We start from the raw sequence: 17812 nt of genomic DNA, 5'->3' as shown, positions 1-17812 counted from the left end.
CGGTGTGGCCCGTGGCCTTCCTCTCGAACGCGTTCACCTCGCCCGGCACCATGCCCGGGTGGATGGGCGCGGTCGCCGAGTGGAACCCGATGTCGGCCACCGCACAGGCCGTTCGCGAACTGTTCGCCAACCCTGTGTGGGGCGAGGGGAGTTCGTGGGCGACGGAGCACGCCCTGCTGCTTGCCGTGGTCTGGCCGGTCGTGCTCGGTGTGGTGTTCTTCACGCTCTCCGTGCGACGTTACCGGGCGCTGGGCCGCTGAAGAGGCCCAGCGGCGCACCACACGGGCTTCCGCCCCGTCCCCGACGCCGTCCCGGGCGTGTCGGGAAGCACCCTCACGGGCACCCTGGCCCGGACTTCCGTCCTGGAGCGCCCATATGCTTCGGAGGAGCGGACGGGGGAGGGCGAAGGCCGCGGATGCGACAAGTCAGGGAGGGGGCAGAAAGTGGGCGGGGAGCGGAAGCGCAACGGCCGGACGGTGGAGAACGGGGACTCCTCGGAGGAGGCCCGGCAGCAACTCGCCGACGAGGTGCGCAGCGCGTTCACACCGCCCCTGGGCATGCCGCTGCCGCCAGTACCCGAGGACGAGCACCCGAGCTCGGAATTCGCCGTTCCCGAGGGGCTGTTGTCGTCGCCGCCGCAGGATTTCGGCAGCGCCTTCACCCCGCCGGAGGGCATTCCCAAGGTCTCCCTGATCAAGCCGGGCGGCCCCTGGCAGGACCGGATGCGCACCATGATCCGGATGCCGCTCGCGGAGCGGCCCGCGCCGGAGAGGCCCACCCGCTCCGAGGACACGGAGACGGGCCCCGCCGTGCCCCGCGTGCTCGACCTCACGCTGCGCATCGGCGAACTTCTGCTCGCCGGCGGCGAGGGCGCCGAGGACGTCGAGGCCGCGATGTTCGGGGTGGCCCACGCGTTCGGGCTCGACCGCTGCGAGCCCACCGTCACCTTCACGCTGATCTCGATCACGCACCAGCCGTCGCTGGTCGACGACCCGGTCACGGTCGGCCGGACCGTACGCCGCCGCGGCACGGACTACACGCGTCTCGCAGCCGTCTTCAGGCTCGTCGACGACATCACCAAGGGCGACGTCACGCTGGAGGAGGCATACCGGCGACTGGCCGCCATACGCCGTAACCGCCACCCGTACTCCAAGAACGCGCTGACGCTCGCCAGCGGTCTGCTCTCCGGCGCGGCGTCCCTGCTCGTCGGCGGCGACGGGCTGGTCTTCGTGCTGGCGGCGATCGGCGCGATGCTCGGCGACAGGCTGGCCTGGCTGTGCGCGGGGCGCGGGCTGCCGGAGTTCTACCAGTTCACGGTCGCGGCGGTGCCGCCCGCGGCGATGGGCGTCGCGGTGGCGCTCGTCGACTCGCAGGAGGAGACGAAGCTCAAGGCCGCGGCCGTCATCACCGGTGGTCTCTTCGCGCTGATCCCCGGCCGGGCACTGGTGGCGGCCGTGCACGACGGCCTGACCGGCTTCTACATCACCGCGGCGGCCCGCCTTCTGGAGGTCATCTACCTCATCGTCGGCATCGTCGGCGGCGTGCTGGTGATGCTCTACGTCGGCTCGAAGCTGGGCGCGGAACTCACGCCGGAGAACACGCACGGCGCGGTCAGTCCCGTGCTCCAGCTCTTCGCGGCGATGGTGCTGGCCCTGGCGTTCTGCGTGCTGCTCCAGCAGGAACGTCACACCGTGGTCCTGGCCACGCTCAACGGCGGTGTGGCCTGGCTGGTCTACGGGGCGCTGACGAATCCTCCGGTGAACGTCGACGCGGTGCCCGCGACGGTGACCGCGGCCGGACTGGTCGGCCTCTTCGGGCAGTTGATGTCCCGTTACCAGTTCTCCTCGTCGCTGCCGTACATCACGGCCGCGATCGGACCGCTCCTGCCCGGTAGCGCGATCTACTTCGGGCTGCTCAACATCGCCCAGGGACACATGGACGAGGGCATCCTGAGCATGTCCAGGGCCGTCGCCCTCGCGCTGGCCATCGCCATCGGGGTCAATCTTGGCGGCGAGCTGGCCCGCCTGTTCATCAAGAGCCCCGGAGTCGAGACGCCGCTGCCCGGCCGCCGCGCGGCCAAGCGCACCCGTGGGTTCTAGAACCGCCACCCGGGCAGCGGGCAGCAGTCAGCCGGCAGTCGACCACCCCGGCCACCGGCATCCGGCGACGGAGCTCCCGCAACGGTGGGCACGCGTCCGCACGGACGAGGGTGCGCCCCCGTCGGCAGGGGACGCACCCTTCGGATTACGCCTTTCGTACGCTCCCGTCTCGCCGGGCGCCCGGATCGGTGCTTCAGTGGTCGCCGTGGGCCTCAAGCCGCTTGATCGACGCTTCGACCTCGGCCTCGGCCTCGGCACGGCCGACCCAGTTGGCACCCTCGACGGACTTGCCGGGCTCCAGGTCCTTGTAGACCTCGAAGAAGTGCTGGATCTCCAGGCGGTCGAACTCGCTCACGTGGTGGATGTCCCGCAGGTGCTCCATCCGCGGATCGGACGCGGGAACGCACAGCAGCTTGTCGTCGCCCCCGGCCTCGTCCGTCATGCGGAACATGCCGATGGCGCGGGACTTGATGATGCAACCGGGAAAGGTGGGTTCGTCGAGCAGCACGAGCGCGTCCAGCGGGTCGCCGTCCTCGCCGAGGGTGTGGTCGACGAAGCCGTAGTCGGCCGGGTACACGGTCGAGGTGAACAGGTGCCGGTCCAGACGGATGCGCCCGGTCACGTGGTCCACCTCGTACTTGTTCCGCGAACCCTTCGGGATCTCGATGACGACGTCGAACTCCAAGGAAGGCTCCTCAATGATCAGCACATGTATCTGGTGATTAAGTGTCCCCCACGCACGTACATGGGCGCGAAAGGGGCTGATCGAGGTGCGTGACACCGCCTCAGAGGTGCGTGACACCGCGATCCGGGCATACCGGAAGGTCCGGGCCCGTGCCCGTCGTCACGGGCGGCGGATCCGGCAGCACTGGCGGACCGCGACTCCGCAGCAGCGGCAGACCGTACGAGTGACGTCCGGTGCTGCCGCACTCGGACTGGTGCTCGCCGTCACGGTGGTGGCCACGAGCGGACCGTGGGACTCGGGCCAGCGTACGGCGGAGCGCACGCGGGCAGCCGCCGGGGAAGGGCGAAGTGGCGGGAACCACACCGGTGACGGCTCCCCGGGAGCGCCGCAGGTGCTCGCCGCACTCGACATGGACGCGGCCCGCAGCGACGCCGCGGGGGGCGGCCGCGACGCCAAGCCGTCGCACGGCCCGGGTGCGGAAGGAGTGCCGCCGCCGAGCGAGGACGCACTTGCCGACACACTCGAACCGCTCCTGAAGGGCGGGGACTTGGGCAAGCTCCGCGCGGTCTCCGTCGTCGACGCGGCCACGGGCCGGAAGCTGTACGCCACCAAGGCCGGTACCGCCGTCACCCCCGCCTCCACCGTCAAACTGGCCACCGCGACGGCCGCGCTCTCCGCCCGCGGCGCCGACCACCGAATCGCCACGCGGGCGTTGCGCGGCAAGGCGTCCGACGAGGTCGTCCTCCAGGGCGGCGGCGATCCGACGCTCACCTCGACCGCGCTCGGCGGCCTCGCGCGCGACACCGCCCGCCGGCTGCGCGACCACGGCTCCGGCAAGGTCTCGCTCCGGTACGACACTTCGCGCTACAGCGGGCCCCTCCGCCACTCCATCGGCACCAACGACAACCTCGCGCCCGTGAGCCCGCTCATGGCGGACGAGGCCCGTCTCGAAGGCGCCTCCGGGGACGGCGGGGACGGCGACGCCCCACCGCACGGCCCCGCCCCGCGGTCCTCCGAGCCCGCGAAGGACGCCGCCGAGGTCTTCGCCGAAGCCCTCGGGAAACACGGGGTCGAGGTCAAGGGCAAGCCCAAGGAGGGCAAGGCGCCGGGCGAGGCGAAGGAGCTGGCCACGCACCGCTCGGCCCCGCTCTCCGCGCTCGTCGAGCGGATGCTGACCTACAGCGACAACGACATCGCCGAGGCCCTCGCCCGCCAGACCGCCCTCGCCGAGGGCGAGCCCGCGAGCTTCAAGGGCGCCGGCAAGGCCGTACGCCACCGCCTCGGCAAGCTCGGACTCTCTATGAAAGGCGCCCGCTTCGCCGACGGCAGCGGCCTCGACCGCCGCGACAAGGTTTCGCCCAAGCTGCTCACCGGCCTCCTCGTGCGTGCCGCCGACCCCGATCGCCCCGAACTGCGTCCCGTCCTGACGGGCATGCCGGTCGCCCATTTCACCGGCACCCTCGGCAGCAGGTACGGCAGCGACAAGGGCAAGCAGGGCGCAGGTCTCGTACGCGCCAAGACGGGAACCCTCACCGGCGTGAACACCCTCGCCGGCACCGTCGTGAACGCCGACGGCCGGCTGCTGGCCTTCGCCTTCATGACGTCCGGGACCACCGACGGAAAGGGCGCGCAGCGCTCCCTGGACAGCCTCGCGGCCGCGCTGGCCAACTGCGGCTGCCGCGATTCGCCCTCGGAGGGCTGACCTCGGCAGCAGGCACGGAACGCTCCTGCCCAGGCACCCTGCGCCATCGGTGCAGCCTCCCGTCCGGCGGCGCTGACACGTACCGTGAAGTCATGACGAGCCTCGGTGGTGTGGAGATGGTCGACTGGAATCTCGCGGTCGCGACCGCGACCCGGCTCGTACGGCCGGGCCCCGAAGTGACACGTGAGGAGGCGCGAGCGGCCGTCTCGGAGCTTCGCCGTCATGCGAAGGCGTCCGAGGAGCATGTGCGCGGCTTCACGCGGATGCAGCCCGACCGCCCGTCGGAGACGGACACCCCGGTCCTCGTCGTCGACCGGCCGGGCTGGGTGCGCGCCAATGTCGCCGGTTTCCGGGAACTGCTCTCGCCGCTGCTCGAGAAGGTGCAGGAGCGCCGCGCCGGAACCCCCGGCGGAGCCGTGCTGGGCGCGGTCGGCGGCAAGGTGACGGGCGTCGAGGTCGGCATGCTGCTGTCGTTCCTCGCCTCCCGGGTGCTCGGCCAGTACGAGACGTTCGCCCCGGTGACCCGCGAGCTTCCCGGTGGCGCCGACGGAGGGGGCCGCCTGCTGCTCGTCGCGCCGAACATCGTGCACGTCGAGCGCGAACTCGAGGTCGACCCGCACGACTTCCGTCTCTGGGTCTGCCTGCACGAGGAGACGCACCGCACCCAGTTCGCAGCGGTCCCCTGGCTCCGCGACCACATTCAGGGCGAGATCCAGGCCTTCCTCGGCGAGACCGACATGGACCCCACCACGCTGCTGGAGCGCCTGCGCGAGGTCGCCCAGTCCCTCTCCGGCACCCGCTCGCAGGGCACGGAGGGGGAGGAGCAGGAGACCGGCCGGGCCGGGCTCGTCGAGCTGGTGCAGACGCCCACGCAGCGCGAGATCCTCGGCCGCCTCACCGCTGTGATGTCGCTGCTGGAGGGCCACGCCGACTACGTGATGGACGGCGTCGGCCCGCAGGTGGTGCCGAGCGTCTCGGAGATCCGCGAGAAGTTCCAGAAGCGCCGGGCCAAGGGCGCCGGACGGCTGGACCAGGCACTGCGCAAACTGCTCGGGCTGGACGCGAAGCTGCGCCAGTACCGAGAGGGCGAGCGGTACGTACGGGCCGTCGTCGAGGAGCTGGGCATGGAGGGCTTCAACCGCGTCTGGACGTCGCCCAACACGCTCCCCACGAAGTCGGAGATCGCCAGTCCGGCCGACTGGATCGCGCGCATGCGCTCCTGAGCCCGGACAGGCCTGCGATCCGGCCGCTGCGGCCCCGCGCCGGCGGGGCCGCAGCGACCGGAGAGACGTGTGCGCAGGTGCTGATGGTGCCGGAGCTCTGTGTCTGCCGGGGCCCGGCGGCTACTCTCCGGAGCGGGCGCGGACCACGGGAAGCCCCGGTAATCACTCGTCCGAGGGACCGAGGATGGCTGTTCCGCGTGCGATGCTCTGGGAACACTCCCATCTCTGTCACCATCAACACACTCAGCGTGACAAGACTCCTTCGAGGAAGTGAATCGGACATGGGTCCCCATCCCGCGGTCGCTGCAATACGTCTCGCGGTTCGCCGCGCACTTCACGACGTCCTCAGCGCGCAAGCCGTCGTCAGTGAGAATGCCGGCGACACCCGCAGCCCGGACGAGCCGCCGCTCGTTCTCGTGGCCTGTTCCGGCGGCGCCGACTCCATGGCGCTCGCCTCGGCCCTCGCCTTCGAAGCCCCCCGACTCGGCCTCCGCGCGGGAGGCGTGACGATCGACCACGGTCTTCAGCCCGGATCGGCCGATCGCGCCCAGGAGGTCGCCGGGCGGCTCACCGCCCTCCGGCTCGATCCCGTCGAATCGATCGCCATCACCATCGGACGCACGAACACCGGCCCCGAAGCCGCCGCGCGCACAGCGCGGTACGCAGCCCTCGACGACATGGCCGAGCGCTGCGGCGCCAAGGCCGTGCTGCTCGGGCACACCCGTGACGACCAGGCCGAGACGGTGCTCCTCGGACTGGCCCGCGGCTCCGGTACACGCTCTCTGTCCGGCATGGCGGAAGTCACCGGGCCCGGTGACCGCTACCGCCGCCCGTTCCTGACCATCGACCGGCAGACCACCCGCAAGGCCTGTCTCGCACAGTCGCTTCCCGTGTGGGACGACCCCCACAACGAGGACCCCGCCTACACCCGCTCCCGCGTCCGCCACGAGGCCCTGCCGGTGCTGGAGAAAGCATTGGGCAAGGGCGTCGTCGAGGCGCTCGCCCGTACCGCACGTCTCTCCCGCGACGACGCCGACGCCCTCGACTCCTGGGCCCTCCAGGCCGAGAGGTCCGTACGCACCGACCAGCCGGGCACCGACGGCTGGGACGGGGTGGAGCTGGACACCGCCCGGCTCTACGCACTCCCGTCGGCGGTACGCCGCCGCGTGCTGCGCCGTGCCGCCGTCGCCGCGGGCGCCCCGGCGGGCTCGCTCTTCGCCCGCCATCTCGAAGAAGTCGACCGACTGATCACGGCCTGGCGAGGTCAGCGCGCCATCAATCTGCCGGGCCGTGTCGAGGCCGCGAGGCAGGGTGGCAGACTTGTCCTCCGGCATGGCTCACAGACCCCGCCGACACCGACCGGCTGACCGTCCTCCCGGGGCGGTCTCCGGCCGGCGGCAGCGTGGGCCGGAGACCTCGACCGAGAGCGGCACGCGTGGACGAGAAGGACATGGGCACCGACCTCAAGTCGGTGCTCATCACAAAGGAAGAGATCGACGCGAAGCTGGCCGAGCTGGCCGGGAGGATCGACGACGAATACGCGGGCAAGGACCTGCTCCTCGTCGGCGTCCTCAAGGGCGCGGTGATGGTGATGGCAGACCTGGCCCGTGCCGTCTCGACGCCGGTGACCATGGACTGGATGGCGGTCTCCTCCTACGGCGCGGGCACCCAGTCCTCCGGAGTCGTCCGCATCCTCAAGGACCTCGACACCGACATCAAGGGCAGGCACGTCCTGATCGTCGAGGACATCATCGACTCGGGGCTGACGCTTTCGTGGCTGCTCTCCAACCTGGGCTCGCGCGAACCCGCGTCGCTGAACGTCTGCACGCTGCTGCGCAAGCCGGACGCGGCCAAGGTGGCGATCGACGTGAAGTGGGCGGGCTTCGACATCCCCAGCGAGTTCGTCGTCGGCTACGGGCTCGACTACGCGGAGAAGTACCGGAACCTCCCGTTCGTCGCAACGCTCGCTCCGCACGTCTACGGCGGCTGAGTACCCCGGCACCCAGCGGGAACCATGGGGGACCGCGCTCCGTTGGAGGGTGCAGGACCGGTTCTGTTTGACCGTCCTCGGCGGCGCCTTGCGACAATGCTGAGGTACCGTCCGAAGGTCAGCCTTTTTTCAACTCACTGTGGCAGGAGGGACGGGGCGCACGCGCTCCGTATGGATGGACGTGAAGCGATACTTCCGCGGGCCGGTCATGTGGATCGTGCTGGCCGTCCTCGCCGTGGTCGTGTTGATGCAGGTCGTCGGCTCGTCCGGCGGCTTCAAGACGGTGGACACGGGACAGATTGTCCGGGCGATCGACCAGGACAAGGTGAAGTCCGCCGAGCTCACGACAGGCGACGAGCAGATCGTGAAGCTCGAACTCAAGGACGGCGCCAAGGTCGAGGACAGCGACAAGGTCAAGGCGAGCTACATCGACTCCCAGGGAGTCGACCTCGCCAAGAAGCTGCAGAGCAAGTACGAGCAGAACGAGCTCCCCAAGGGCTATACGGTCGCGCCGCAGCAGCAGAACCCGTTCGTCGGGATGCTGCTGTCGTTCCTGCCGTTCGTGCTGATCATCGTGGTGTTCCTGTTCCTGATGAACCAGATGCAGGGCGGCGGCTCCCGGGTGATGAACTTCGGCAAGTCGAAGGCCAAGCTGATCACCAAGGACACCCCGAAGACGACGTTCGCCGACGTCGCCGGGTCGGACGAGGCGTGCGAGGAGCTCCAGGAGATCAAGGAGTTCCTGCAGGAGCCCGCCAAGTTCCAGGCGGTCGGCGCCAAGATCCCCAAGGGTGTGCTCCTGTACGGGCCGCCCGGTACGGGCAAGACGCTGCTGGCGCGCGCGGTCGCGGGCGAGGCCGGTGTGCCCTTCTACTCGATCTCCGGTTCCGACTTCGTCGAGATGTTCGTCGGTGTCGGTGCCTCGCGTGTACGTGACCTGTTCGAACAGGCCAAGGCGAACGCCCCGGCGATCGTCTTCGTCGACGAGATCGACGCGGTCGGCCGCCACCGGGGCGCCGGCATGGGCGGCGGTCACGACGAGCGCGAGCAGACGCTGAACCAGCTGCTGGTCGAGATGGACGGCTTCGACGTCAAGGGCGGGGTCATTCTGATCGCCGCCACGAACCGGCCCGACATCCTCGACCCCGCCCTGCTGCGTCCCGGCCGGTTCGACCGCCAGATCGCCGTCGACCGGCCGGACATGCAGGGCAGGCACGAGATCCTCAAGGTTCACCAGAAGGGCAAGCCGATGGCGCCCGACGTGGACCTGAGTGCCGTGGCCCGCCGTACGCCGGGCTTCACCGGAGCCGACCTCAGCAACGTGCTGAACGAGGCTGCGCTGCTGACCGCCCGCGGCGACAAGAAGCTGATCGACAACCGGTATCTGGACGAGGCGATCGACCGTGTCGTCGCCGGTCCGCAGAAGCGGACCAGAATCATGAGCGACAAGGAGAAGAAGATCACCGCGTACCACGAGGGCGGACACGCCCTGGTCGCGGCGGCTTCGCCGAACTCCGACCCCGTACACAAGATCACGATTCTCTCCAGAGGCCGTGCCCTCGGCTACACGATGGTCCTGCCGGACGAGGACAAGTACTCGACCACGCGCAACGAGATGCTCGACCAGCTCGCGTACATGCTGGGCGGGCGCGCAGCCGAGGAACTGGTCTTCCACGACCCGACCACGGGTGCGGCCAACGACATCGAGAAGGCGACGGCGACGGCCCGCGCCATGGTCACGCAGTACGGCATGACCGAGCGGCTGGGCGCGATCAAGTTCGGCTCCGACCAGTCCGAGCCCTTCCTGGGCAAGGAGATGGGCCACCAGCGCGACTACTCCGAGGAGGTCGCGGGCCTGGTGGACGAAGAGGTCAAGAGCCTGATCGAGACGGCGCACAACGAAGCCTGGGAGATCCTGGTGGAGAACCGCGACGTCCTCGACAACCTGGTTCTCGCGCTGCTGGAGAAGGAGACGCTCGGCAAGGAGGAGATCGCCGAGATCTTCGCCCCGATCGTCAAGCGTCCGAGCCGCCCGGCATGGACCGGCTCCTCGCGGCGCACGCCTTCCACGCGTCCCCCGGTCTCGTCGCCCGCTCTGAGCAATGGGAACGGCTCCGTTCCCAGCCTCGAGAAGAGCGGCGGCAAGGAGATCGGCCCGCACGAGGCGGAAGCCGTCATCGAACCGGCCGATCCGACGGAGAGCTAGAAGGGGTCCCTGTGCAGCGGCCCACAGCGGGCCGTGGAATTCCAGCCGCGTCCCATCGGGTTGTGAGACCTGAAGGGGCGCGGCTGACTGCATGCGCAGGTACCAGGAACGAGGCGACAGATGACCGATCCGGTGACGCTCGAAGAGAGCGGATTCACGACAGCCGAATTCGACGAGAAGCGCGCGGAGAACGCCGTACGCGAGCTGCTGATCGCCGTCGGCGAGGACCCGGACCGCGAGGGACTGCTGGAGACTCCCGCCCGTGTGACGCGGGCGTACAAGGAGTTGTTCGCCGGCCTGCACCAGCGTCCCGAGGACGTGTTGACGACCACCTTCGACCTCGGACACGACGAGATGGTCCTGGTGAAGGACATCGAGGTGTTCAGCACGTGTGAGCACCATCTCGTGCCGTTCCACGGCGTCGCCCACGTCGGCTACATCCCCTCCGCGGACGGCAAGATCACGGGCCTTTCGAAGCTGGCACGGCTCGTCGACGTCTACGCTCGCAGGCCCCAGGTCCAGGAGCGGCTGACGACGCAGATCGCCGAGTCCCTGATGCGGATACTGGACCCGCGCGGAGTGATCGTGGTCCTGGAGTGCGAGCACATGTGCATGTCGATGCGCGGCATACGCAAGCCGGGCGCGAAGACCGTCACCTCGGCGGTGCGCGGTCAGCTGCGGGACGCAGCGACCCGTTCCGAGGCGATGAGCCTGATTCTGCGCTGAGAACGCGTTCAGGCCGCCGAAGCGGCCGACGGGCCGTCGTTGTCGTCGTCATCGGGGAGACGGCAGACGCGCTCCAGGAAGATCGCCGTCGCCACCACTGCGATCCCCGCCAGGACGGACAGCCCGGCGTAGATCGTCTGGTCGTTGCGGGCGGGCGCCTCCGACGGGTCCATCAGCAGGAAGACCCCGACGCCTCCGTAGATCCCGGCGACCAGCGACGCCACCAGGGCGCTGGCGTGCCCGAAGAGAACGGCGCGCGCCGCCATCATCGGGTCCACGCCCTTGGCCCCCGGTTCACGCTCGCGCTGCGCCTTGAGCCGGGCGCGCAGCGAGAGGGCGGTGGCGAGCAGCACCGTCGCGATGATCGCGAGTACGACAGGGGCGGCGACCGGTACGGCGGGCAGGGTGTCGAGCGAGTTCCACAGCCGCGCCACTGCCCAGGCCAGTACTCCGGCCACGACGAAGAGACCCGCCAGAACGGGGATACGCAGTTCCTTCACGGGGTTCCCAACGACTACTCGGGCAGGCTGAGTTCCAGATCCGTGCGGGCTGCGACGCCTTCGCGCCCCAGTGTCGCCAGGAGCTCCGTCACCTCGCCGCGGCCCGGCACGACCGCGCTCGGGTCCACGTCGTGCCACGGTGCGAGCACGAAGGCCCGTTCGTGGACACGCGGGTGGGGGAGCGTCAGGAGCGGGTCGTCCGAGACGACGTCCTGGTAGGCGACGATGTCGACGTCGATGGTGCGCGGCCCCCAGTGCTCGTCCCGCACCCGTTCGAGGGCTTCCTCGATCGCGTGTCCCCGCTCCAGCAGGGAGCTGGGCGGCAGCGTCGTCCGTACGAGCACGACGGCGTTGAAGTACGAGGGCTGACTGGCCGGATCCACGCCCCACGGCTCCGTCTCGTAGACGGGTGAGACGGCCACGACCTTCAGGCCCGGGGTGTCGGCGAGCGCGTCGACGGCGCTCTGTAGCCGCTCCAGGCGGTTCCCCACATTGCTGCCGAGAGCGATCACCGCCCGCTGCGGGTTGTGAAGCGTGGTGTCTGCCGCGTCCACCTGGTGCACGACGGAGGCGGGCACCGGCTGTACGGTCGGGTCACTGTTCGGCGTCATGCGCGACTCCGCTTGATTGTGATGGTCACGTCGTCGAAGGGGACGGTGATCGGAGCGTCCGGCTTGTGCACGATCACCTCGGCCACCTGCACCCGCGTATGGGCGAGGCAGGCATCGGCGATCCGCTGGGCGAGGGTCTCGATCAGATCGACGGGCTCCCCCTCGACGATCCTCACGATCTCCTCGGCGAGAACGCCATAGTGAACGGTCTTGGCGAGGTCGTCGCCTCCCGCGGCGGGACGGGTGTCCAGTCCCAGCTCCACGTCCACGACGAAGGTCTGACCCTCCTCCCGTTCCCGCTCGAGGACTCCGTGATGCCCGCGGGCACGCAGGCCCCGCAGTGCGAGGTGGTCCACGCGTATCACTCCTGTCCTCGGTCCTGGTCACAGCGGTGCGGCGCGTGTCGTCAACTGCCGTCGGCTGTCGCGGGCATTGCCGCACCGAATGTACCCGCGGGCGGTACCGGTACCTGCCCGGGGCGGGTGCCTACCCGACAGCGCCGCTCTCCACGCTCGCATTCCGGGTGAGCTGCTGCGAAGGAGTGTTATGGGCCACACGCGGAGTGGCGCGAATGCGTGCCTTCCGGGGCGCCCGAGGCGGGCGCCGACGCGGCCGGGGTGCGCCGGGTCGCGCGCGCGGCGGCGTATGGGGCGGGCGGGCCGGGGCGGTCGTGGCTCAGCGGACCGCCACCACGGACACCGCTGTCAGAGCTGGACGTCGCCGTCGTCGATGCCGCCCTCGTCGTCGTCATCGTCCTCGCGTTCGACGAGGACGGGCGAACCGTGGTGCGACCAGACCTTCCAGTGGCCGTCCTCGGCCCGCCGGAAGACGTTCGTGGCGACGACCAGTCCGCCCACGAGAGGACCCGCGGAGCCGTCCTCCTCGGCGGGGCCGCCGCTGAGGATGTTCTCGGTGCAGTTCACCAGGGCGGTGTCACCGTGGACGGCAACCTCGACGTCCGTCAGGAAGAACTGCACGTAGTCGGTGTTCGCCATGATCAGGGCGTAGGAGCGAAGCACCTCCTCACGGCCCGTCAGCACGGGCCAGCCCGGGTGCACGACGCTGATCCCGTCATCCATCCACAGGTTCTGCAGCGCGTCGAGATCGGAGTGCTCCACCGCGTCGTACAGGGCGGTGTTCGCGGCCTCGACCGCTTCGATGTCCGTGCGGGCGCCCCGGCTCACACCTGCCGCCCCACCTGGTCGGTGGCCGAAGTGCCCGCGGCACCCGCGGCCGCGGGGTCAGGCGGCGGGCCGGTGACGGCGTCGGGCCCGGCGCTCTCCACGGCTTGTACTACGCGGACCGCGTCGGCGCTCGCCCGTACCTCGTGCACGCGCACCGCCCACGCTCCCTCCCGGGAGGCCAGGGCCGACACGGCGGCCGTGGCGGCGTCACGTTCGCGAGCGGGCGGCACCGGGGCGCCGTCGGCGCCGGCGAGCACACGGCCGAGGAACCGCTTGCGTGAGGCGGCCACCAGCAGCGGCCTGCCCAACTCCTCGCGCAGACGGCCGAGTTCCGCCACCAGGCGCAGATCGTGCGGGGCCTGCTTGGCGAAGCCCAGGCCGGGGTCGGCCACGATGCGGTCCGGCGCGACACCGGCGTCCACCGCCCGGTCGAGGCTCGCGCGCAGCTCGGCGATGACCTCCGCGGTGACGTCGCCGTAGACCGCGCGGTTGTTCATGTCGATTGACTGGCCGCGCCAGTGCATGACGACGAAGGGGACCTGAGCCGCGGCCACGGCGGGAAGCATCCCCGGGTCGGCGAGGCCGCCGCTGACGTCGTTGACGAGCACCGCGCCCGCCTCCATGGCGCGTTCCGCGACCGAGGCCCGCATCGTGTCGACGCTGACCAGCACGTTCTCCGAGCTCAGACCACGGACGACGGGGAGCACCCGCCGCAGCTCCTCCGCCTCGTCGACACGGGGCGCGCCCGGACGCGTCGACTCGCCACCGACGTCGACCAGATCGGCGCCCTCGGCGACCAGATCGAGACCCCGTTTGATCGCCGCTTCGCTGTCGAACCACTTGCCGCCGTCGGAGAAGGAGTCCGGCGTGACGTTGACCACCCCCATCACGGCACAGCGGTTCCAGTCCGGGAGTCCGGTGACGCGGCCACGCGATGGATTCATGTCTCCAGCGTAGGCCGCGCGTCCTCTCGAGGGGGGTCGGGTGGCGTGACGGGGAGTCCGGCGGCACGCCAGGCCTGGAAGCCTCCCTCGAGGTCCGTTGCCCGGTGAAGCCCCAGGTCGCGAAGGGAACGGGCGGCGAGGCTGGAGGCGTAACCCTCGTTGCACACCACGACGACGGGCAGGCCCGAACCGGTGGCCTCGGGTGAGCGGTGCGGACAGGTCGGGTCGAGACGCCACTCCAGCTCGTTGCGCTCGACGATCAGCGCACCGGGAATGGTGCCGTCCCGCTCCCGCAGTGCCGCGTAGCGGATGTCCACCAGCAGCGCGCCCTGATCGCGCTGGGCGCGTGCGGCCGACTCGGCGCTGAGCCGTTCAAGCCCTGAGCGCGCCGAGTCCAGCAGGTAGTCCACGCGGCTCGGGGTCCGGGGCCCCGGGGCCGTACCGTCGCCGGCGGGCTGTTGAACGCTGGTCATTCCCGCTCCTCCCGTCGGCCGTCGGGGCCGGGTGAGGCCCCGGGACGCTCGGCGTGCGGCAGGCGCAGCCGCGGGCCGGTGCTTCCGTGGCGGTGCGTCATTCCCACTCTCCCGGGCGCTCGACCTGCTCCAGGCGCAGCAGTGCGCCCGTGCGGCTGTACCGCCGCATGAGCGGCAGCGGCGGGTAGTAGGCGTGCACGGAGACCGCGTGCTCGGACCCGGTCTCGTTGAGTACCTGGTGCACGTGGTGCGGACCGAAGGCGCGTCCGCGGCCGGAAGTCAGCTCGCGCTCCCGGTCCACGCCGTCCGCCAGTTCCAGCGTCTTCCACCCCTCGGTGGGGAGCCGGGTGGCGAGCGACTGCTCGGTGAGACGGCCGCGGGCGGTGGCGAAGGCTCCGTGGGAGCCGCCGTGGTCGTGCCAGCCGGTGCCGGTTCCGGGCGGCCAGCTGATGATCCAGGCCTCGCTGCCGCCGGGCCCGTTCAGCCGCAGCCAGGTGCGGCCCTCGGGGTCGAGGGGGAGCGAGGCGACGAGTCCGGCGTCGGCGGCCGTCTCCCGGACGAATTCGAGTAGCTCGGCCTCGGTGGGAGCGGGTGCGCCGCCGGTCACCCCGGCGGGGTCCCCTCCGGGCGCGGATTCGGAACCGGACACAGGCATGGCGGAGGATGCGGATGACACGGAGAACCGTCCTGAAGTGTGATCGAGGGCATGCGCTCACCAAGAGCGCGCGGAATGGCCTGACTTGATCAGCAGGACGGACGACACAGGCAGCCCACGTAGCGGAGCAGGTCCAGGTGGACCCTCCGCCAGGGGTGCAACTCGGTGCCGTTCATGCGGTGGAGTGAAGCACGAGACCCCGGGGTGGTCAACTCGCCTCCGCACGTTCCGGGATGGACCGGCGGACCGCTCACATGCCCGGCGTGAGGCGGTTCCTCATGTGTCCGCCACCGTCCTCAGCTTCACCTCGTCGCGGCGTACGTCGCGTTCGTCCGCGTCGATGGAGCGGCGCAGCGCCTCGTGCAGCCGGCCCGGCGTCAGCACGCCGACGAAGCGGTCGGCGTCGTCCAGCACGGCGATCCAGCCCGCGTCGTGCTGGAGCATGCTGCTGAACGCCTGCTTCAGCGGCGAACCGAGCGGCAGCCACGCCTCCATGCGGCGGGCGTGGTCCGCGACCGTGGGCGGCGCGTCCTTGCCCGCCGCCCTCGCTGCGGCTGTCGTGTCGGCCTTCGCGCCGTGGTCCGGGTCCGCACCGGCGTCCGCGCCGCGCTCGGCCTCCTCGCCCAGTGCGTCGGCGGCGAGCCAGCCGTGCAGTTCGTCCGCGTCGTCGAGCACCACGGCCCAGCGCGCGCCCTCGCCGCGCATGCGGGCGCGGGCCTTGTCGAGAGGGTCGTCGAGGTGCACGACCGGCGGCTGCTCCAGGTCGCCGAGCTCGATCGGGGTGACCGAGAGCCTCTTGAGGCCGCGGTCGGCGCCGACGAAGTCCGCGACGTACGGGGTGGCGGGTGCGCCCAGCACCTTCGCCGGAGGGTCGAACTGCTCGATGCGGCCGTCCCCGTAGACGGCTATGCGGTCGCCGAGCCGCACTGCCTCCTCGATGTCGTGCGTGACGAAGAGGACCGTCTTGTGCAGCGTGGACTGGAGCTTCAGGAACTCGTTCTGGAGGTGCTCGCGCACCACCGGGTCGACGGCGCCGAACGGCTCGTCCATGAGCAGCACCGGCGGGTCGGCGGCGAGCGCCCGTGCGACGCCGACGCGCTGCCGCTGACCGCCGCTGAGCTGGTCCGGGTAGCGGTCGCCGTACCGCGCCGGGTCGAGGCCGACCATCTCCAGCAGCTCGGCGGCGCGCTTGCGGCGCTCGGTCCTGGACCAGCCGAGCAGGAACGGGACGGTGGCCGTGTTGTCGAGCACCGTCTTGTGGGGGAAGAGGCCCACCTGCTGGATGACGTACCCGATGCGCCGGCGCAGTTCGACCGGGTCGACGGCGGAGATGTCCTCGCCGTCGAGCAGGACGCGCCCGGACGTCGGCTCGATGAGCCTGTTGACCATCTTCATCGTGGTCGTCTTGCCGCAGCCGGACGGCCCGACGAGGGTGACGAGTTCGCCCCGCGCCACCTCCAGCGACAGCTCGTGCACGGCGGTGGTGCCGTCCGGGTAGCGCTTTGTGACGTTCTCGAAGCGGATCATCGTCTCATTCTCGTCGCTCGGCTCGGGTTCGGGACGGGGCCGGTCCTGCTCTGCTTCTTCTCTGCCCCGGGGCCGGATCTGCCTGTCTCGGCCCGGAGTCTCGTGCCGGACTCTCGTCCGGGGCTCGTACTGGGGTTTCGTGGCGGGGCTTCGCCTCGGACTCTCGTCGGCTGCCGTGTCCCCGGTCCGGGCCGCATTCTTCCCGGGGCCGGATGGACTCTGTGTTGCAGGAGTGTGGCAGTTCGGACCTGTTGTCGGTAGCGGACTGTAAGGTCTCCCGGCATGCTTACCGACGCACGTGACGCGACCCGGCGGTGACGTAGGCGCCGGACGTGAGCAGTACGACGTGAGCAGTACGGCGTGCGCCGTACGGGCAGCAGCCAGAGCGAGCGGGTCGAGGGGGTGAGCGGGGTTGAACGGGCCGAGTGCGCCGAGCGGCGGAGAGCAGGCGGCGGTCCTGGCCGGGGCCGTCGAACAGCCGGGTGGCGGCTGCCTCAAGATGAACGACTGGATCTGCGCCGAGTACGTGCGCACGCGCGGCCAGGAGCTGACGGACGCCACCGTGGAGCACATCTGGATCACGGTCGCCTCGGTGCTGCTGGCGCTGCTGGTCGCCTTCCCCCTCGCGCTCGCCGCCCGGCGCTGGCAGCGCGCGTACGGGCCCGTGCTGGGGCTGACCACGGTGCTCTACACGGTGCCGTCGCTGGCCATGTACGCGCTGCTGCTCCCGCTCTTCGGCGTCGGAGCGGCAGTCGTCGTGACAGGGCTGGTGCTCTATTCGCTCACCGTGCTCGTACGGAACATCCTCGCCGGCCTCGAATCCGTGCCCGAAGAGGCCCGGGAGGCCGCGCGCGGCATGGGCTACGGCCCGTACCGGCTGCTGTTCGGCGTGGAGTTGCCGCTCGCGCTGCCCGCCCTGATGGCCGGCGTGCGGATCGCGACGGTCTCCGCCGTGGCGCTGACAACGGTCGGCGCGATCGTCGGCTTCGGCGGCCTCGGCAACCTCATCTACGACGGCATGGACAGCTTCTTCAGGGCGCAGGTGCTGACCGCGTCGGTGATCTGCGTACTCCTGGCGTCGCTCGCCGACGTGCTGCTGCTCGGGGTGCAGCGGCTGCTGACGCCCTGGGCCCGCACCGGCGGGCGCGGGCGGCGCCGCGCGGGCGCGGGCACACGTGACGAGGCGGGCGGCACGCACGCACCGGACGCGGCCGGCACCGGCGGTGCGGACGCCGTGGACGACGGCGCCAGCGGCGCACCGGAGCCGGCCGGCAAGGGGGCGTGACG

The 17812-nt window shown here is 70.8% G+C and carries 17 protein-coding genes and 1 pseudogene; 9 read left to right on the top strand and 9 right to left on the bottom strand.

Features of this window, described 5'->3' with window-relative positions; all coding sequences use genetic code 11:
• Positions 1–2 precede the first annotated feature (2 nt).
• Positions 3–260, top strand: a pseudogene (locus EV375_RS16320) (ABC transporter permease); the annotation flags it as partial.
• A 183-nt stretch (positions 261–443) separates the two neighbouring features.
• Entirely contained in the window at positions 444–2099 is a 1656-nt protein-coding gene (locus tag EV375_RS16315; RefSeq protein WP_486588509.1) for a threonine/serine exporter family protein, read from the top strand.
• 193 nt (positions 2100–2292) lie between these two features.
• Here the strand turns inward: EV375_RS16315 and EV375_RS16310 are convergent, their stop codons facing one another.
• Entirely contained in the window at positions 2293–2784 is a 492-nt protein-coding gene (locus EV375_RS16310) for an inorganic diphosphatase (RefSeq protein WP_028438011.1), read from the bottom strand.
• Between the two features lie 85 nt (positions 2785–2869).
• On the opposite strand from EV375_RS16310, the gene dacB reads away from it, so the two are divergent.
• The 6 genes from dacB (at position 2870) to folE (ending at position 10631) form a co-directional block, all read left to right on the top strand.
• Positions 2870–4486 carry a D-alanyl-D-alanine carboxypeptidase/D-alanyl-D-alanine endopeptidase gene (gene dacB, locus EV375_RS16305; protein WP_130300072.1) on the top strand — a complete coding sequence of 539 codons (1617 nt, stop codon included), beginning with the start codon at positions 2870–2872 and terminating at the stop codon, positions 4484–4486.
• Positions 4487–4578: 92 nt separating this feature from the next.
• Positions 4579–5709: a zinc-dependent metalloprotease gene (locus EV375_RS16300; protein ID WP_130300071.1), complete on the top strand. Its 1131-nt coding sequence runs from the start codon at positions 4579–4581 to the stop codon at positions 5707–5709.
• Positions 5710–5990: 281 nt separating this feature from the next.
• Positions 5991–7076, top strand: coding sequence for a tRNA lysidine(34) synthetase TilS (tilS, locus tag EV375_RS16295; RefSeq protein ID WP_130300070.1), 1086 nt, complete (start codon positions 5991–5993; stop codon positions 7074–7076).
• Positions 7077–7159: 83 nt separating this feature from the next.
• Positions 7160–7699 carry a hypoxanthine phosphoribosyltransferase gene (hpt, locus tag EV375_RS16290; RefSeq protein ID WP_130301894.1) on the top strand — a complete coding sequence of 180 codons (540 nt, stop codon included), beginning with the start codon at positions 7160–7162 and terminating at the stop codon, positions 7697–7699.
• A gap of 175 nt (positions 7700–7874) precedes the next feature.
• A complete protein-coding gene (gene ftsH, locus EV375_RS16285; protein WP_130300069.1) occupies positions 7875–9905 on the top strand; it encodes an ATP-dependent zinc metalloprotease FtsH in 2031 nt (676 codons plus the stop codon).
• A 120-nt stretch (positions 9906–10025) separates the two neighbouring features.
• A complete protein-coding gene (folE, locus tag EV375_RS16280; protein ID WP_130300068.1) occupies positions 10026–10631 on the top strand; it encodes a GTP cyclohydrolase I FolE in 606 nt (201 codons plus the stop codon).
• Between the two features lie 8 nt (positions 10632–10639).
• On the opposite strand, the gene EV375_RS16275 is transcribed toward folE, so the two are convergent.
• The 8 genes from EV375_RS16275 to EV375_RS16240 form a co-directional block, all read right to left on the bottom strand.
• A complete protein-coding gene (locus tag EV375_RS16275; protein WP_130300067.1) occupies positions 10640–11131 on the bottom strand; it encodes a DUF3180 domain-containing protein in 492 nt (163 codons plus the stop codon).
• Between the two features lie 14 nt (positions 11132–11145).
• Entirely contained in the window at positions 11146–11742 is a 597-nt protein-coding gene (gene folK / locus EV375_RS16270; RefSeq protein WP_130300066.1) for a 2-amino-4-hydroxy-6-hydroxymethyldihydropteridine diphosphokinase, read from the bottom strand.
• Positions 11739–12098, bottom strand: a complete 360-nt coding sequence (gene folB / locus EV375_RS16265) for a dihydroneopterin aldolase (RefSeq protein WP_486588508.1) — start codon at positions 12096–12098, stop codon at positions 11739–11741. The genes folK and folB overlap by 4 nt, the downstream gene beginning before the upstream one ends.
• 348 nt (positions 12099–12446) lie before the next feature.
• Entirely contained in the window at positions 12447–12926 is a 480-nt protein-coding gene (locus EV375_RS16260) for a nuclear transport factor 2 family protein (protein ID WP_130300064.1), read from the bottom strand.
• On the bottom strand, positions 12923–13870 hold the full coding sequence (gene folP, locus EV375_RS16255; protein WP_130300063.1) for a dihydropteroate synthase: 948 nt from the start codon (positions 13868–13870) through the stop codon (positions 12923–12925). Before folP ends, EV375_RS16260 begins: the two co-directional genes overlap by 4 nt.
• Positions 13867–14343 (bottom strand): rhodanese-like domain-containing protein, encoded by a 477-nt coding sequence (locus EV375_RS16250; RefSeq protein ID WP_130300062.1) that lies wholly within the window; start codon positions 14341–14343, stop codon positions 13867–13869. The genes folP and EV375_RS16250 overlap by 4 nt, the downstream gene beginning before the upstream one ends.
• 97 nt (positions 14344–14440) lie before the next feature.
• On the bottom strand, positions 14441–14998 hold the full coding sequence (locus tag EV375_RS16245) for a cupin domain-containing protein (RefSeq protein ID WP_130301893.1): 558 nt from the start codon (positions 14996–14998) through the stop codon (positions 14441–14443).
• A 276-nt stretch (positions 14999–15274) separates the two neighbouring features.
• Entirely contained in the window at positions 15275–16525 is a 1251-nt protein-coding gene (locus tag EV375_RS16240; RefSeq protein WP_130300061.1) for a betaine/proline/choline family ABC transporter ATP-binding protein, read from the bottom strand.
• Positions 16526–17024: 499 nt separating this feature from the next.
• Here EV375_RS16240 and EV375_RS16235 point away from each other — a divergent pair, with 499 nt between their 5' ends.
• On the top strand, positions 17025–17810 hold the full coding sequence (locus EV375_RS16235) for an ABC transporter permease (RefSeq protein ID WP_130301892.1): 786 nt from the start codon (positions 17025–17027) through the stop codon (positions 17808–17810).
• Positions 17811–17812: the final 2 nt, after the last annotated feature.

This window comes from Streptomyces sp. CNZ301 (assembly GCF_004217425.1).
This window is presented reverse-complemented; position numbering and strand designations above follow the sequence as displayed.

Bases quoted from the DNA above. Each gene is read 5' to 3' on its own strand.
- EV375_RS16300 (WP_130300071.1), top strand. From the start codon at position 4,579: ATGACGAGCCTCGGTGGTGTGGAGATGGTCGACTGGAATCTCGCGGTC.
- tilS (WP_130300070.1), top strand. From the start codon at position 5,991: ATGGGTCCCCATCCCGCGGTCGCTGCAATACGTCTCGCGGTTCGCCGC.
- hpt (WP_130301894.1), top strand. From the start codon at position 7,160: ATGGGCACCGACCTCAAGTCGGTGCTCATCACAAAGGAAGAGATCGAC.
- ftsH (WP_130300069.1), top strand. From the start codon at position 7,875: ATGGACGTGAAGCGATACTTCCGCGGGCCGGTCATGTGGATCGTGCTG.
- folE (WP_130300068.1), top strand. From the start codon at position 10,026: ATGACCGATCCGGTGACGCTCGAAGAGAGCGGATTCACGACAGCCGAA.
- folK (WP_130300066.1), bottom strand. From the start codon at position 11,742: ATGACGCCGAACAGTGACCCGACCGTACAGCCGGTGCCCGCCTCCGTC.
- folP (WP_130300063.1), bottom strand. From the start codon at position 13,870: ATGAATCCATCGCGTGGCCGCGTCACCGGACTCCCGGACTGGAACCGC.
- EV375_RS16250 (WP_130300062.1), bottom strand. From the start codon at position 14,343: ATGACCAGCGTTCAACAGCCCGCCGGCGACGGTACGGCCCCGGGGCCC.
- EV375_RS16245 (WP_130301893.1), bottom strand. From the start codon at position 14,998: ATGCCTGTGTCCGGTTCCGAATCCGCGCCCGGAGGGGACCCCGCCGGG.
- EV375_RS16240 (WP_130300061.1), bottom strand. From the start codon at position 16,525: ATGATCCGCTTCGAGAACGTCACAAAGCGCTACCCGGACGGCACCACC.
- EV375_RS16235 (WP_130301892.1), top strand. From the start codon at position 17,025: ATGAACGACTGGATCTGCGCCGAGTACGTGCGCACGCGCGGCCAGGAG.